Annotated in this window: 16 protein-coding genes; 10 read left to right on the forward strand and 6 right to left on the reverse strand. The window is 73.3% G+C overall.

Translation table 11 applies throughout. The annotated features are described in order from the left end of the window. Positions 1–170: 170 nt before the first annotated feature. The 4 genes from IEZ01_RS16425 to IEZ01_RS16440 all read left to right on the forward strand — a co-directional run bounded on the left by IEZ01_RS16425 (position 171) and on the right by IEZ01_RS16440 (position 3,814). Complete coding sequence (locus IEZ01_RS16425) at positions 171–1,544, forward strand: MFS transporter (protein WP_189202334.1); 1,374 nt, start codon at positions 171–173, stop codon at positions 1,542–1,544. A gap of 124 nt (positions 1,545–1,668) precedes the next feature. Next, on the forward strand, positions 1,669–2,148 hold the full coding sequence (locus tag IEZ01_RS16430; RefSeq protein ID WP_189202336.1) for a DUF2771 domain-containing protein: 480 nt from the start codon (positions 1,669–1,671) through the stop codon (positions 2,146–2,148). Between the two features lie 14 nt (positions 2,149–2,162). Further along, the gene (locus IEZ01_RS16435) at positions 2,163–2,936 is read left to right on the forward strand and encodes a futalosine hydrolase (RefSeq protein ID WP_229832995.1); all 774 of its coding nucleotides are present in this window, start codon (positions 2,163–2,165) and stop codon (positions 2,934–2,936) included. Continuing rightward, complete coding sequence (locus tag IEZ01_RS16440; protein WP_189202338.1) at positions 2,933–3,814, forward strand: 1,4-dihydroxy-6-naphtoate synthase; 882 nt, start codon at positions 2,933–2,935, stop codon at positions 3,812–3,814. Before IEZ01_RS16435 ends, IEZ01_RS16440 begins: the two co-directional genes overlap by 4 nt. Positions 3,815–3,859: 45 nt before the next feature. Here the strand turns inward: IEZ01_RS16440 and IEZ01_RS35880 are convergent, their stop codons facing one another. Further along, complete coding sequence (locus tag IEZ01_RS35880) at positions 3,860–4,243, reverse strand: cold-shock protein (RefSeq protein ID WP_019887320.1); 384 nt, start codon at positions 4,241–4,243, stop codon at positions 3,860–3,862. 162 nt (positions 4,244–4,405) lie between these two features. Here IEZ01_RS35880 and IEZ01_RS16450 point away from each other — a divergent pair, with 162 nt between their 5' ends. After that, positions 4,406–4,666: a hypothetical protein gene (locus IEZ01_RS16450; RefSeq protein WP_019887321.1), complete on the forward strand. Its 261-nt coding sequence runs from the start codon at positions 4,406–4,408 to the stop codon at positions 4,664–4,666. Here IEZ01_RS16450 and IEZ01_RS16455 read toward each other — a convergent pair. Beyond that, on the reverse strand, positions 4,654–5,295 hold the full coding sequence (locus tag IEZ01_RS16455; RefSeq protein WP_019887323.1) for an HAD family hydrolase: 642 nt from the start codon (positions 5,293–5,295) through the stop codon (positions 4,654–4,656). The two genes, IEZ01_RS16450 and IEZ01_RS16455, sit on opposite strands and share 13 nt — an antisense overlap. Before the next feature lie 226 nt (positions 5,296–5,521). Here IEZ01_RS16455 and IEZ01_RS16460 point away from each other — a divergent pair, with 226 nt between their 5' ends. From IEZ01_RS16460 to IEZ01_RS16470, 3 genes are read left to right on the forward strand one after another with little or no spacing between them, the layout of a single operon-like run. After that, positions 5,522–6,529 (forward strand): FecCD family ABC transporter permease, encoded by a 1,008-nt coding sequence (locus tag IEZ01_RS16460; RefSeq protein ID WP_019887324.1) that lies wholly within the window; start codon positions 5,522–5,524, stop codon positions 6,527–6,529. Continuing rightward, complete coding sequence (locus tag IEZ01_RS16465) at positions 6,526–7,623, forward strand: FecCD family ABC transporter permease (RefSeq protein WP_019887325.1); 1,098 nt, start codon at positions 6,526–6,528, stop codon at positions 7,621–7,623. The genes IEZ01_RS16460 and IEZ01_RS16465 overlap by 4 nt, the downstream gene beginning before the upstream one ends. Next, positions 7,620–8,453, forward strand: coding sequence for an ABC transporter ATP-binding protein (locus IEZ01_RS16470; RefSeq protein WP_189202341.1), 834 nt, complete (start codon positions 7,620–7,622; stop codon positions 8,451–8,453). Before IEZ01_RS16465 ends, IEZ01_RS16470 begins: the two co-directional genes overlap by 4 nt. A 301-nt stretch (positions 8,454–8,754) precedes the next feature. Here the strand turns inward: IEZ01_RS16470 and IEZ01_RS16475 are convergent, their stop codons facing one another. Next, positions 8,755–9,582, reverse strand: coding sequence for a hypothetical protein (locus tag IEZ01_RS16475; RefSeq protein WP_019887327.1), 828 nt, complete (start codon positions 9,580–9,582; stop codon positions 8,755–8,757). A gap of 61 nt (positions 9,583–9,643) precedes the next feature. On the opposite strand from IEZ01_RS16475, the gene IEZ01_RS16480 reads away from it, so the two are divergent. Beyond that, the gene (locus tag IEZ01_RS16480; protein ID WP_189202343.1) at positions 9,644–12,166 is read left to right on the forward strand and encodes a helicase C-terminal domain-containing protein; all 2,523 of its coding nucleotides are present in this window, start codon (positions 9,644–9,646) and stop codon (positions 12,164–12,166) included. A 4-nt stretch (positions 12,167–12,170) separates the two neighbouring features. On the opposite strand, the gene IEZ01_RS16485 is transcribed toward IEZ01_RS16480, so the two are convergent. Then, on the reverse strand, positions 12,171–12,749 hold the full coding sequence (locus IEZ01_RS16485) for a Uma2 family endonuclease (RefSeq protein WP_028797672.1): 579 nt from the start codon (positions 12,747–12,749) through the stop codon (positions 12,171–12,173). A 114-nt stretch (positions 12,750–12,863) separates the two neighbouring features. Here IEZ01_RS16485 and IEZ01_RS16490 point away from each other — a divergent pair, with 114 nt between their 5' ends. Next, the gene (locus IEZ01_RS16490; RefSeq protein ID WP_019887332.1) at positions 12,864–14,507 is read left to right on the forward strand and encodes a DNA repair helicase XPB; all 1,644 of its coding nucleotides are present in this window, start codon (positions 12,864–12,866) and stop codon (positions 14,505–14,507) included. 39 nt (positions 14,508–14,546) lie between these two features. On the opposite strand, the gene IEZ01_RS16495 is transcribed toward IEZ01_RS16490, so the two are convergent. Both IEZ01_RS16495 and IEZ01_RS16500 read right to left on the reverse strand, forming a co-directional pair. Beyond that, complete coding sequence (locus IEZ01_RS16495) at positions 14,547–14,870, reverse strand: hypothetical protein (RefSeq protein WP_019887334.1); 324 nt, start codon at positions 14,868–14,870, stop codon at positions 14,547–14,549. A gap of 47 nt (positions 14,871–14,917) precedes the next feature. Next, positions 14,918–15,103 (reverse strand): hypothetical protein, encoded by a 186-nt coding sequence (locus IEZ01_RS16500; RefSeq protein WP_019887335.1) that lies wholly within the window; start codon positions 15,101–15,103, stop codon positions 14,918–14,920. Between the last annotated feature and the right edge of the window lie 200 nt (positions 15,104–15,303).

Here is a 15,303-nt window from a genome sequence, read left to right on the forward strand (position 1 = left end):
GCACACCTCATGTCATCCATTCTGCGGGATGCCGAAGAGGCGCGCGGCCGAGATCTTCCGCCGGTGGCGCGCTACGCACGCTACCCCCTTCGCAGCCCGCCGCCCACCTGCCCGTCCCAAGTGGACCGCATCGCGGTTCGGGCGAGAGAGGGTTGGGGCACTATGACGGGGTGGCAGCCGCGAGGTCGTCCCAAGCCCCCGGGCCGCTCCGCAGAGCGGGCCGAACGGTAGGCCGCGCCCTGCACCTGCCCTTCACCGGCACGGCCCGCGGTATCCGAAAAGCAACCCACGCCCACGGCGCGGGCGAGTCGGGCCTGGGCAAACTGATCGAACTCCACGCCGTGAACGGCGCAGGCGACGTCATGATCACCGTCGCGCTCGCCTCCACGGTCTTCTTCTCCGTCCCCACCGACGAGGCCCGCGGCCGGGTCGCCCTCTACCTCGCCATCACGATGGCGCCGTTCACCCTTCTCGCCCCCGTCATCGGCCCGCTCCTGGACCGCGTCCCGCACGGCCGCCGCGCCGCCATGGCCGGCGCCATGCTGACCCGGGCCGTCCTCGCCCTCACCCTGTCCGGCGCGGTCGCCACCGGCGGCCTGGAGCTGTACCCGGCGGCGCTGGGCGTCCTGGTCGCCTCCAAGGCGTACGGCGTCGTACGCAGCGCGGTCGTGCCACGGCTGCTCCCACCGGGCTTCTCGCTCGTCAAGGCGAACTCCCGCGTCACCCTCGCGGGTCTGCTCGCCACCGGCATCGCCGCCCCGATCGGGGTCGGTCTCCAGCTCGTCGGGCCGTCCTGGCCGCTGTACGGCGCGTGCGCGCTGTTCCTGCTGGGCACGTACTGGGCGTTCACGATGCCGCACAAGGTCGACTCGGCGAAGGGCGAGCGCAAGGCGCACATGCTCACCCACGGCGAGAAGAAGCCCAGCCTGCGCACGGTCGGCCCGTCCGTCCTGCACGGCCTCCAGGCGAACGCCGCGCACCGCGCCCTCTCCGGCTTCCTGATCTTCTTCCTGGCGTTCCTGCTGCGCGACCACCCCCTGGGCGGGCAGAGCGCGGCGGTCTCCCTGGGCATCGTCGGCGTCGCCGCGGGGGTCGGCAACGCCTGCGGCACCGCGATCGGCTCCTGGCTCAGGGCCCGCGCCCCCGAACTGATCGTGGCCACGATGCTGACGCTGGCGCTGACGGCGGCCGTCCTCGCGTCGGTGTTCTTCGGCGGGCTGATGGTGGCGGCCCTCGGCGCGACGGCGGGCCTGTCCCAGGCCCTGTCGAAGCTCTCCCTGGACGCGATGATCCAGCGTGACGTCCCGGAGGTGGTCCGCACCTCCGCGTTCGCCCGCTCCGAGACGCTGCTGCAGATGTCGTGGGTGGTGGGCGGCGCGATCGGCATCGCCCTGCCGCTGAACGGCTCCCTCGGCATGGGCGTGGCGGCGGGCCTGCTGGCCCTGGGCGCGCTCCTGGCGGTACGGGGCCTGCTGAAGGCGGCCCGGCGTGGCGTGCACCACGGCTCGGGCCCGGAGCAGCCGCGGCGGCCCCGCGTGGTGTGAGCCGGGCCGGGACACGGTGACGCCCCCGTGCGCCCTCCTCCGCCTCGCCCGAGGCGGAGCCGGGCCGGGACACGGTGACGCCCCCCGTGCGCCCTCCGGCGCCTGGCCCGATAGCCTTCGGGCCATGACCGTTGCGTACTTCTCCGGCAGGCGCCGCCGGGCCGCCGCCGCCCTCGGCGCTGTCTCCGCCGGGCTCCTCGTGCTCTCCGCCTGCGACAAGCCGACGCCGCTCGCGACCGTGACGGTCGGCAGCGACTCGGTCCACAGCGAGGCGTCCTGCTACAACGACGGCGACGCCATCAAGGAGTCGCAGATCCAGGCCTGCCTGAACAAGAAGGCCGAGAAGACCCTCACGGTCTCCATGGACGACAAGATCCGCTTCGGGGTCGACCCCGAGATCGCGGAGAACGGCTGGACGCTCTTCATCGGCGGCCAGCAGGCCGAGCAGGAGCCGTACAAGAAGACCTACCGGACCATCCCGGCCAGCGCCTTCTTCTCCAGCCAGACCGGCGAGACGGCGAACAAGGCGCAGGTCAGCATCGTCGAGACCACCGGCAAGAAGCTGACCGGCATCTGGCACTTCGAGCTGAAGAAGGCGTCCTGACTCTCCGGACGCTCGTGGTGACGGCCGTGGCGGCGGAGGCGGACTCCGTCGCCGCCGGCCTCACCTCCCTCGGCGGCCCGGCCCCGGCCGACGTCCCGCTCCCCGGCGGCTTCACCCTGCGCCGCCTCGCGGGCGCGCCGCCCGCGCCGTCGGCCGCGGGTGCCGCGCCCGGATCGCCGGAGCCGCCGCCGGACGGGACGTACTCCGTCGTGGACGTTCTCGTCGCCGGGGTCGGGCCCGCCGCCGCGGCCGTCGGTGCCGCGACCGCGCTGGCGCACGGTGCGTACGACCTCGTCGTCTCCGCCGGGATCGCCGGCGGGTTCCCGGCCCACGCACCCCTCGGGGCCGTCGTCGTCTCCGACGAGATCGTGGCCGCCGACCTCGGGGCACAGACCCAGGACGGCTATCTGACCGTGGAGGAGCTCGGTTTCGGGCGCTCCGCGCACCCCTGCCCGGCCGGCCTGACCGCACGGATCGCGCGGGCCCTGGCCGACGGCGGGCAGCACCACCTCGTCGCGCCCGTCCTGACCGTGTCCACCGTCACCGGCACCGCCGCCCGCGCCGCCGAGCTTGCGGCACTCCACCCCCGCGCCGCCGCCGAGGCGATGGAGGGCTTCGGTGCCGCCGAGGCCGCCGCCGCGCACGGCGTGCCCGTCGTCGAGATCCGCGCGGTCTCCAACGCGGTCGGCCCGCGTGACCGGGCCGCCTGGCGGATCGGCCAGGCGATGGACTCCTTGCGCCACACCTTCCAGCTGCTCAGCCGGACCGTCTTCGTGGAGGCGAAGTGACGCCGAAAGCCCTGAAGATCGCCTACTCGCCCTGCCCGAACGACACGTTCGTCTTCGACGCCTGGGCGCACGGCCGGGTCCCCGGCGCCCCGAAGATCGACGTCACCTTCGCCGACATCGACGTCACCAACGGCATGGCCGAACGCGGCGAATTCGACATCCTCAAGGTCTCCTACGCGGTCCTGCCCTGGGTCCTGGACGAGTACGCCCTGCTGCCCTGCGGCGGCGCCCTGGGCCGCGGCTGCGGCCCGCTGGTGCTCACCCGCGAGCCCGGTGCTCGTGGGGGCACCTCCCAGGCCGAAGGCTCTGGGGGATTGACCGGCAAGACCGTCGCCGTGCCGAGCGAGCGGTCGACGGCGTATCTGCTGTTCCGGCTCTGGGCGGCGGACGTGGTCCCGGAGGGCGTCGGCGGGGTCGTGGTGATGCCGTTCCACGAGATCATGCCGGCCGTACGGGACGGGAAGGTCGACGCGGGCCTCGTCATCCACGAGGCCAGGTTCACCTATCAGAATTACGGGCTGCACAGCCTTGCGGACATGGGCGAACACTGGGAGCGGACCACGGGACTGCCCATCCCGCTCGGCGCGATCATCGCCAAGCGCTCCCTGGGCGAGGAGACCCTGCGGCGGCTCGCCGACGCGGCCCGCACATCGGTCCGGATGGCCTGGGACGACCCGACCGCCTCACTGCCGTACGTACTGGAACACGCGCAGGAGATGGACCCGATGGTGGCCGATCAGCACATCGGTCTCTACGTCAACGAGTTCACGGCCGACCTCGGCGAGGACGGCTACGCGGCGGTGCGGGGGCTGCTGACACGCGCGGCGGCCGAGGGGCTTGTCCCGCCCCTCGGCCGCGATGCGCTGTCGTTCGTATAAGGCCGTACGTTCGAGGCCGTACGACTGGGCCGTACGGGCGACGCGCTACACGTCCAGCTGGTCGGCGACGGCCCGCAGCAGGCCCGCGATCTTCTTGCCGTGCGTCTTGTCGGGGTAGCGGCCGCGCTCCAGCATCGGCGTGATGTTCTCCAGCAGCGTCGTCAGGTCCTGCACGATCGACGCCAGTTCGTCGGGCTTGCGGCGCTGCGCGGCCGCCACGGAGGGGGTCGGGTCGAGGACCGTCACCGAGAGCGCCTGGTCACCGCGCTGCCCGGCGACCACGCCGAATTCCACGCGCTGGCCCGGCTTGAGGGCCTCGACTCCGGCAGGGAGCACCGACGAGTGGACGAAGACGTCGCCGCCGTCGTCGCGGGAGAGAAAGCCGAAGCCCTTCTCGCTGTTGAACCACTTGACCTTGCCGGTAGGCACGTCTGTCCTCGTCCTCGTACTCGATGGGAGATGCCGGAAATTCGGCTCTGTATAGCACTACAGCGGGTCGCTCGACCCGCCAAGCACCAAGGCTAATGGTCCAGGGGCTGGTGACAAGACGTCGCTGGTTTGTTCCTCCGGCCGGGGAACTACCCTGGCTGAATGCTTAGTGAAACCCCTTCGAACAGCGCCGCCCCCGGAGACGGTCTCGTCCGTGCCGGAGCGATTGTCTTCATCATCGGCGCGGTGGCCACATTGGTCACCGTGGCCCCGCTGTTCCTGGGGACCGACCCGTTCCCGCCGGTGGCGTACGCGGTCTGCATGCTGATGGGTGTCGGCTTCCTGATCGCCGCGGCGGGCGTGCTGCGGTCGATCGCGGCCCAGCGCCGCCAGGCGCGGGGGGCGGCGCTTCAGGGCCGGTAGGCCTGGTAGCCCTCCAGCCAGCTCCGGAACGCGGTCAGATCGGGCAGTACGACATCGGCGCCCGCCGCACGCAGCTCGGTTTCGTCGCACGGCCCGGTCGTCACGGCGACCGAGAGCGCCCCGGCGGTACGCGCCCCGCGCACATCCCCGGTGTGGTCGCCGACGTACACGCCCGCGCCGTACTCGCGCAGCGCCTCGGCCTTGGCCTCGGCCCACAGCCAGCCGACGACGGCGTGCGGCTCGATGCCGAGGTGGCTGAGGTGCAGCTTGGCGTTCGGTTCGTGTTTGGCGGTGACGACGACGGCCCGGCCGCCCGCTTCATGAACGGCTTGAATCGCATCCTTCGCGCCGGGCATGGCGAGGGTGGGCTCGATGGCGTACCGCGGATATATCTCCCGGTAGCGGTCGGCCATCGCGGGGACGGCGTCCGCCGGGAACCAGTGCGCGAGCTCCCGCTCCAGCGGCGGCCCGAGCCGGGTCACCGCCAGATCGGCGTCGATCACCGCACCGGTCTCCGCGGCGAGGGCCACGAACGCGGCGTGGATGCCCGGCCGGGAGTCGATCAGGGTCATGTCGAGGTCGAAACCGACGGTGAGCGGGAGGGCGGGAGGCGAAGGCATGGGGGCCATTGTGCCGGAGCGTCGGGCGGTGGCCCCGGGCCGGTCTTCGTACGGGCCGGAGACCGGCGGCGGCCTCGGGCGGCGGTCCTTGGATGGCCGGAGGCCGGCAGCGGCATGCCCCGGCTGGGGTCCTTGGACGGGCGGAGACCGGCCGCAGGGCGCTGCATAGACTTAGCCGAGCCTTACCAACCTCGGTCACGTTCACCGGTCACGTGGCCACGTTCGATGGGTTCCGATGCCAGCCGCCCCTTTCCGCACCCGACGGGTCTTCGCGACCGCGGCGGGCGTCGTGGCCCTGCTGGTCGCGGTCCTGCTGAGCCTCGGCGTCGGCGCCCGCGCCGTCGCGCCCTCCGAAGTACTCGACGCCCTCCTGCACGGCGGGCAGAGCGACGCCGCGCAGGTCGTCCGTGAACTGCGCGTGCCACGCACCCTCATCGGCCTGATGGTCGGCGCCGCCCTCGCCCTCGCGGGCACGGCGCTCCAGGGCATCACCCGTAACCCCATCGCCGACCCGGGCATCCTCGGCATCAGCCAGGGCGCCTCGGTGGGGGTGGTCGCGGCGATCGCCTTCGCGGGTGTGCACACCCTCACCGGCTACGTCTGGTTCGCGTTCGCGGGCGCGGCCGTCGCGTCGGTCGCGGTGTACGCCATCGCGTCCAGCGGCCGGGGCGGGGCGACGCCGGTGAAGCTCGCCCTGGGCGGCGCGGCGATCAACGCGCTGCTGCTGTCGGTGACCACCGGCATCCTGACGACGAAGGCGTCGGCGCTGGACGAGTTCCGGTTCTGGCAGATCGGGTCGGTGGCCGGGCGCGAGGCGGCCGTGGTGGGCCAGATATGGCCGTTCCTGCTGCTCGGCGCGGTGCTGGTGCTCTCCGTCGCGCGGGGCCTGGACGCCCTGGCGCTCGGCGAGGACGTGGCGAAGGGCCTGGGCCAGCGGGTGGCGACCGTACGGATCGTGGGCGGTGTCGGCGCGACGGTCCTGACGGGGGCGGGCGTGGCGGCGGCGGGCCCGATCGCCTTCATCGGCCTGGCGGTTCCGCACATCGCCCGCGCGATCGTCGGCAGCGACCACCGCTGGGTCCTGCCGATGGCTGCCCTGATCGGCCCGGTGATGCTGCTGGTGTCGGACGTGATCGGCCGTGTGGTCTTCCCTCCGAGCGAGGTTCCGGCGGGCGTGATGACAGCGCTGATCGGGGTGCCGTTCCTGGTGACCCTGGTCCGCAGGAAGGCGGTGCCCGCGTGAGCGCGTCCGTGTCCGTCGGCGTCGACGGGAAGGAAGGCCGGGCGCGGGGAAGGGTCCGGCCCGGTGGGTACGGGGTCGTGCGCGCCGGGCGGGGGAGTTTTCTGCTGCACCGGCGGGCCGCCGTCGTCGCGGGCGCCCTCGCCGTCGTGCTGGCCGCCGGGTCGGTGGCGTACCTCTGCGCCGGGGAGCGGTTCGTCGCCCCCGGCGACGTCCTCGACGTGCTCCTCGGCCGGCCCTCCTCCGCCGAACTCGTCGTCGGCACCCTGCGCCTGCCCCGGCTCGTCGTCGGCCTCCTCGTCGGCGCGGCCTTCGGTGTAGCGGGCGCGCTGATCCAGACCGTCGCCCGCAATCCGCTCGCCAGCCCCGACATCATCGGCATCAGCCAGGGCGCGGGCGCGCTGACGGTCGGTGCGATGACCTTCGGCGTCACGTCGTTCGCGGTCCTGCCGTACCTGTCCGTCATCGGCGGGATCGCGGCGGCCGCCCTCGTGTACGTCTTCGCCTGGCGCGGCGGGCTGCACGCCACCCGTTTCGTCCTCATCGGCATCGGCTTCGCGATCGCGCTGCGTTCGGTCACCACGCTCTTCATGACGAAGGGCGACTATCTCGTCGCCCAGCAGGCCCAGATCTGGATGACCGGCTCCCTCAACGGCCGCGGCTGGGACGAGGCCGCGCCGCTCGGCTGGGTGCTGCTCGCGCTGCTGCCCGCCGTGGCGTGGGCGGCCCGCGCCCAGCGGAACGTCACCCTCGACGACGACACGGCCACCGGTCTCGGCGTCCGGCTCGGCCGCGTACGGCTCGGGCTGGTCCTGCTCGGCGTGGTCCTGGCATCCGTGGCGACCGGGGTGGCGGGCCCGGTCGACTTCGTGGCGCTGCTGGCCCCGCAGGTCGCCCGCCGGCTGACCCGTACGGCACAGATCCCGCTGCTCGGCTCGGCCCTCATGGGAGCGGTGATCGTCGTCCTCGCCGATCTCCTGGGCCGCAGGCTCTTCGCCCCGACGGAGCTGCCGGTGGGTGTGCTGACGGCGGCGGTCGGGGCCCCGTATCTGATCTGGCTCATCATCCGGAGCCGTGGCGCAGGAGGTAAGGCGTGAGCAGGCTGACGGTGCGGGCGCTGACGCTCGCGTACGAGGACCGTGTGGTCGTCGACGGACTGGACCTGGCCGTCCCGGACGGCAAGGTGACGGTGATCGTCGGCCCGAACGCCTGCGGCAAGTCGACCACCCTGCGGGCGCTCGGGCGGCTGCTGAGGCCGAGGAGCGGCGCGGTCCTGCTCGACGGGCAGGAGCTGGCGAAGATCCCCACGAAGAAGATCGCCCAGTCGATCGGTCTGCTGCCGCAGACGCCCGTCGCCCCGGAGGCGATCACCGTCGCGGACCTGGTGTCACGGGGCCGGCAGCCGCACCAGGCGTGGTGGAAGCAGTGGTCGGACGAGGACGAGCGGGCCGTCGTCGACGCGATGGAGCGTACGGACGTGAGCGCGCTGGCCGACCGGGCGGTGGACGAACTCTCCGGCGGGCAGCGCCAGCGCGTGTGGATCGCGATGGCGCTGGCGCAGGAGACGGACCTGCTGCTGCTCGACGAGCCGACGACCTATCTGGACATCTCGCACCAGGTGGAGGTCCTCGACCTGGTGCGCCAGCTGAACCACGGCCGGGGCCGGACGGTCGTCGTGGTGCTGCACGACCTGAACCAGGCGGCCCGGTACGCCGACCACCTGATCGCGATGAAGTCGGGCCGCGTCGTCGCCCAGGGCCCGCCGGCGGAGATAGTCACCGAGTCGCTCGTCCGGGAGGTCTTCGGCCTGGAGTCGGTGGTGATCCCGGATCCGGTGACGGGGTCGCCGCTGGTGGTGCCGGGGGCGCCGTGGCGGGCGGACGGGGACGGCGTGGCGGCGGCTCCGGCGGACAGCGTGCGCGGCTGACCTGCCCGGGCGTTTTCCCCCACCCCGCCCCTTCCCGAAACCCTGCCGGGGGCGGGTGGGGGTGGCTGTTTCGCGCCGCGGACGAAGCACGCCCCCGTTGTGGGCAATCGTCCCGCAGGGCGGAACGGGTGGGCACAACGCCCCGGTGGGCGGCGCCCTTTCGGTTCCGGTCCACCCCGACAGGCCCGCGCCTCGACAGACCCGGCCCACCCCGACCGCCCCGCGCCCCGACAGACCCGACCCACCCCGACGGGCCCGGCCCACCCGACAGACCCGGCCCACCCCGACGGACCCCGCCCCCCTACCCCCTCCGCGCCCGCCACAGCAGGAACGCCGCCGAAGCCACCGCCGCCGTCTTCAGCGACCACGGCCACGTCGTGGACAGCGCCGACGTCAGGGCCTCCGGGCCCGGGGGGATCGGCGGGCCCCAGCGGGCGGCGGCGCGGCCCCAGAGCCAGATCGCGGAGGCTGCCGCGACCAGGGCCGGGAGGCCGAGGACCGCCCACTTCGCCTCCGTACGGGTCAGGCGGCGGGAGACGTACGCGAGGGCCCAGCCCGCCGCGAGGGCCAGGAGGTTGCCGAAGACCGCGCCGCCGAGCAAGAGGAGCGCGGCGACGAGGAGGAACGGGTTCGCGACGCGCCCGACGCGCCCGAACCGCCGTTTCGTTACGGCCGTCTCCTCCGCGGCCGTCTCCTCCGCGGACGCCTCCGCCTCGGCGACAGCCTTCGGCGGCGGCTTCAGCAGCTCCGGCACCTCCACCCCGCCCACGAACCCCGGAACCTCCAACTCCGCGTCGTCCAGCCGCCACCACTCCTCCGGCGCCGCCTCGGACGAGGAGAAGTCCACCACCTCCACGCCCCGCTGCTGCGGCACCGCCGGCCGCACCAGGCCCGAGGGCGACGGCCCCGACACCGACTCCACGACCTCGTCCGGCGTACCCAGCCTCCCGAGGATCCGCCGCACCGCGACCGGACTGTCCGCGCCCGTCTGCGTCCGCCGCCGGTCGATCTCGTCACGGAGCGCGGAGACCAGCCGCATGCGCGTGTTCGCGGGCAGCTGGCGCTGCTGTGCCAGGTCACCGACCCGGCTCAGATAGTCGAAGACCAACTGGTCGCTCTCGATCCCCACAGTGCCCTCCACAGCAGCCTGTCCCGACGGTAGCGCCTGTACAGGGGCTAACGTGGTCCGGATGGGGACCGGCGAGCGCAATCGGGAGGCGCACGTGCCCGAAGGATCTGGCGGTGCGGCTGCGCCCCGCACCCTCGCGGAGGCGCTGCGGGCGCGGGGCGACGACGGGCTGGCCGCGCTGCTGCGGGCCCGCCCCGATCTGCTGTCGCCCGTACCGAACGATCTGACGCAGCTCGCCACGCGCGCCGGCACACGCGCGTCGGTCGTACGGGCGTTGGAGCGGCTCGACCGGTTCGCGCTGCAGACCGCGGAGGCGCTGGCGGTCGCGCCGGACCCGGCGCCGTACGAGGTCCTGCTCGGTCTGCTCACCGGCGACGAGGGCGACGCGACCATCGAGGCGGCGCTGCCGCGCGCGGTGGAACTGCTGCGCGAGCAGGCGCTGGTGTGGGGTGACGACGAGCGGCTGCGGCTGGTGCGTACGGCCCGTGAACTGCTCGCACCGTCGCCGCAGCACCCTTCGCCGACCGGGCTCGGGCCGACCGTCGCGGAGGCCACGTCCGGAATGTCCCCGACCCGGCTCCAGGAGATCATCGCGACGGCCGGCCTCGGCTCGACACACGACCCGGTGTCGGCGGTCACGGTGTTGACGGAGCTGTTCACCGACCGCCGGCGGATGGGTGAACTCCTCGACACCGCGCCGTCGGACGCGCTGACGGTCCTCGACCGGCTGGTGTGGGGGCCGCCGTACGGCGAGGTGACGGCGAATCCGGCGCCGCCGGTGCGGTGGCTGCGCGACCGTGGACTGCTGCTGCCCGCGTCGCCCCGCACGGTGGTGCTGCCGCGCGAGGTGGCGCTGCATCTGCGCGCCGGGCGCGCGCATCGCACGCCGGAGCCGCTGCCCCCGGCGGTGGCGGAACTCCGCACATACCGTCCACAGGTTGTGGACAGCGCTGCGGCCGGCCAGGCCCACCGGGCGCTCGCGACGGTCGAGGAACTGCTGCGGGAGTGGAACGAAGGCGGCCCGGCCGTACTGCGCGCCGGGGGCCTGTCCGTACGGGATCTCAAGCGGACCGCGACCGCGCTGGACCTGTCGGAGCCCGAGACCGCCTTCTGGGTGGAACTTGCCTACGGAGCGGGGCTGTTGGCCTCCGACGGCGAGGCGGACGAGCGGTACGCGCCCACGCCGGACGCCGACACATGGCTGGAGCTGCCCCCCGCCACGCGCTGGGCCCGGCTGGCGACGGCCTGGCTCACCGCGACCCGTACGCCCGGCCTGGTCGGCGGCCAGGACGCCAAGGGCCGCGCCCTGTCGGCCCTCGGCCCGGAACTGGACCGCGGTGTCGCCCCGGAGGTCCGCCACCGCGTCCTCACCCTCCAGGGCACCCTGACGCCAGGCACGTCCGCCGACCCCGAATCCGTCCTCGCCCGCCTCCAGTGGGACCGCCCGCTGCGCGGCACCGCCCAGTCCGGCGCCGACCTGCGAGCCCGGATCGCCACCTGGACCCTGACCGAGGCGGAGCATCTGGGGATCACGGGCCGCGGCGCGCTCTCCACGCACGCGCGCGTGCTCCTCGGCCTGGACACCACGGGCCCCACCGCCCCGGTCGCACCCCTCACCCCGGCCGAGCTCACCGCCCGCGCGGCGCTCGCCGCCGAGGCGATCGCACCGCTGCTGCCCGAGCCCGTCGACCACGTCCTGCTCCAGGCCGACCTGACGGCGGTCGCGCCCGGCCCGCTGGAGCGGCCGCTGGCCGAGATGCTCGCCGTCCTCGCGGACGTGGAGTCCAAGGGCGGGGCGACCGTCTACCGCTTCACCGCCGCGTCCGTACGGCGCGCCCTGGACGCCGGGCAGACCGCGTCCGACCTGCACGCCTTCCTCGCCGCGCACTCCCGTACGCCGGTGCCGCAGCCGCTCGCCTACCTCGTCGACGACGTGGCCCGCAAGCACGGCCACCTCCGGATCGGCGCCGCCTCCGCGTACGTACGCTGCGACGACGACGCCGTCCTCGGCGAGATCCTCGCCGACAAGCGGTCCGCCACCTTGCGGCTGCGCCGCCTCGCACCGACCGTGCTGGCCGCGCAGACCGACCCCGCCACGCTGCTCGAAGGGCTGCGGTCGATGGGGTACGCCCCGGCCGGGGAGTCCGCCGAGGGCGACGTCCTGATCACCCGCGCCCACGCCCACCGCACCCCGCCCCGCTCGGCCCCGGCCCCCGTCCCCGACGGTCCGCCCACCCCGGACGCGACGCTCCTGGGCGCGGCGGTACGCGCGATCCGCGCCGGCGACCTCGCCTCCACCGTCGAACGCAAGGAGGCCCCCCAGGCCCCACCCCACGCCCCCGGCGAGCTCCCCCGCACCAGCCCCGCCGACACCCTGGCCACCGTCCAGGCGGCCGCGATGACCGGCTCCGCGATCTGGATCGGCTACGTCAACGCCGACGGCGCCGCCAGCCAGCGCGTGATCGCCCCGGTCCGGGTGGAGGGCGGCTTCGTGACGGCGTACGACCACACGGCGGACGAGGTCCGCACGTACCCCCTGCACCGCATCACGGGTGTCGCGGAGCTCGCCGACGGCGCGGTGTAGCGGTCTAGGCCCTCGGGCTCACCAGAGCGCCGGGGTCGAGCTTCAACGGGAAAGGCGTCTCGATCGACGTCTTACGCCCCGCCTCGGCCACGATCCGCTCCACATAGCACCCGTCCACCAGCTCCGACACGACCAGGGCGGGCACCGGCTCCAGCTCAAGGCGCCAGAGGTGCTCGATGCCCGCCTCGGCGTAGTACGGCGGCTTCAGCAGCCGGTCGGTACGACGGCCGGAGGACGACGGGGAGACGATCTCCACGACGAGCAGCACGTCATCGGCGTTGTAGGTGATCGGGTTCTCGGCGGCGGCAGCGGCCTCGACGACGACGATGTCCGGGATGAACAGTCCGTCGGGAAGCACAAGGTTCACCGCCTCCAGAACCTCGACCGGGGCGTCGGCAGCCTCGACGGCGGCATCGAGGAGATTCCACAGCCGGGACGACGCCCGCTGATGCTTCGTGCCCGGAGCCGGTGACATCAAGAGAGCTTCCCCCATCAATTCATGGCGCGTACCGCGGTCCTCCCCCAGAGCCAGGACCTCCTCTATCGTCCAAGGCCCGTAATGCGGATCATGCGCGACGCTCATCGCTCGCCACCTCCCTCTCGGCAGTCCGTCGCGTCCAGTGTGGCAGGCCCCACCGACAACGGCCGGTCTTCAGGCACACTGGAGGTTTGGCCCGCGGGGAAGGAATCCAGGCACGTGAACGGACCACTGATCGTCCAGAGCGACAAGACACTCCTGCTCGAGGTCGACCACGAGCAGGCCGAGGCGTGCCGTCGTGCCATCGCTCCCTTCGCGGAGCTGGAGCGCGCCCCCGAGCACATCCACACCTACCGCGTCACCCCGCTCGGCCTGTGGAACGCCCGGGCCGCCGGGCATGACGCCGAGCAGGTCGTCGACGCGCTCGTCGAGTACTCCCGCTACCCAGTGCCGCACGCGCTGCTCGTCGACGTCGCCGAGACCATGGCCCGCTACGGCCGGCTCACCCTCGCCAAGCACCCCACCCACGGCCTCGTCCTGACCACGACCGACCGGCCGGTCCTGGAGGAGATCCTCCGCTCCAAGAAGGTCCAGCCGCTGGTCGGGGCGCGGCTCGACGCCGACAGCGTCGCCGTGCACCCCTCCGAGCGCGGGCAGATCAAGCAGACGCTGCTGAAGCTGGGCTGGCCCGCCGAGGACCTCGCCGGGTACGTGGACGGTGAGGCGCACCGGATCGACCTGGCCGAGGACGGGTGGGCGCTGCGGCCGTACCAGAAGCAGGCCGTCGACGGCTTCTGGCACGGCGGCTCCGGTGTCGTCGTCCTGCCCTGCGGCGCCGGGAAGACGCTGGTGGGCGCCGGTGCGATGGCGCAGGCGAAGGCCACCACGCTGATCCTGGTCACCAACACCGTCTCGGCCCGGCAGTGGAAGCACGAGCTCGTGAAGCGGACCTCGCTCACCGAGGACGAGATCGGCGAGTACTCGGGGACGAAGAAGGAGATCCGGCCGGTCACCATCGCCACGTACCAGGTCCTCACCACCAAGCGGAAGGGCGTCTATCCGCACCTGGAGCTGTTCGACTCCCGCGACTGGGGGCTGATCGTCTACGACGAGGTGCACCTGCTGCCGGCCCCGGTGTTCAAGTTCACCGCCGACCTGCAGGCGCGCCGCCGGCTCGGGCTGACCGCGACGCTCGTCCGGGAGGACGGGCGCGAGTCGGACGTCTTCTCGCTCATCGGGCCCAAGCGGTTCGACGCGCCGTGGAAGGAGATCGAGGCGCAGGGCTACATCGCCCCGGCGGACTGTGTGGAGGTCCGGGTCAATCTGACCGACTCCGAGCGGCTGGCGTACGCGACCGCCGAGACGGAGGAGAAGTACCGCTTCTGCGCGACGACGGCGACGAAGCGGAAGGTGACCGAGGCGCTGGTGAAGAAGTTCGCCGGGCAGCAGACCCTCGTCATCGGTCAGTACATCGACCAGCTCGACGAGCTCGGTGAACATCTGGACGCGCCGGTCATCAAGGGCGAGACGTCCAACGCGCAGCGCGAGAAGCTCTTCGACGCCTTCCGCAACGGCGAGATCTCCGTCCTCGTCGTGTCGAAGGTGGCGAACTTCTCGATCGATCTGCCGGAGGCGACGGTCGCGATCCAGGTGTCGGGCACGTTCGGGTCGCGGCAGGAGGAGGCACAGCGCCTGGGCCGGGTGCTGCGGCCGAAGGCGGACGGTCACCAGGCGCACTTCTACTCGGTGGTGGCGCGGGACACGATCGACCAGGACTTCGCGGCGCACCGGCAGCGGTTCCTGGCCGAGCAGGGGTACGCGTACCGGATCGTCGACGCGGACGAGCTGCTGGCGGGAAGCTGAGCGAAGGCGAGCCGAGCCCCAACTGAGCCCAGCCGAGCCCTAGTCCAGCAGCGCGAGGAGCGGGGCGGTCAGCGCCAGCGCGTACTCGGCCGCCACGAGCGTCGCGCGGGCCCGGTGGGCGAGGGCCGCGCGCGGCGTGGCGGCGGCCGCCAGGCCGGCCACGGCTCCGAGGCCGAGCGCCCAGAACCCGGCCATGGCCGCGGGGCCGCTCACGCCGTCGCCCGAGATGGCGTCGTTGAGAACGACGATGCAGGTCAGGACCAGGGAGGCGAGCAGCGCCAGGAGACCGCCCAGCGCGATCACGCGCAGTGCGCGGGAGGAGGGCGCGGTGGGGGTGGGGCCGTCGTGAGCAGTCGTCGTCATGTACGGATCACATCACTCGGGCGGGGCGCGTGGATGAGCGGTCGTACTCAGTCGAGCGCTCCGCCGTACTCAGGCCGCGGGCCGCGCACCCCCGACCGCTCGTCGTACGCGCCGAGCAGGGCGACGGCGACGGCCGCGCCGCCGAAGGCGCGCAGGGCGCGAAGTGCGGGGCCAAGGCGGTGGGGCCGGGGAACGGCCGGGGCGGCGGCGGGGGTGAAGGTCGCTGCGGTCATGCCTCCATCATGAATTCCGGACATATCGAGTACATCGCCCTGGGGGCGGAATCCCGGTCCCCCACGGGTACGCCCCGGGGCGGATCCCGTCCCCTACGGGTCGTACGACCGCCGGCCCCGCGGGAAAACCATTCGCCCCCGCCCGCGGGCCGAAGCTACACTCGTCCGCTTCCCCGCCTCCCTCACCGGAGCGCCGCCGT

The sequence above is a fragment of the Streptomyces purpureus genome, assembly GCF_014648195.1.
Taxonomy (GTDB): Bacteria; Actinomycetota; Actinomycetes; order Streptomycetales; family Streptomycetaceae; genus Streptomyces; species Streptomyces purpureus.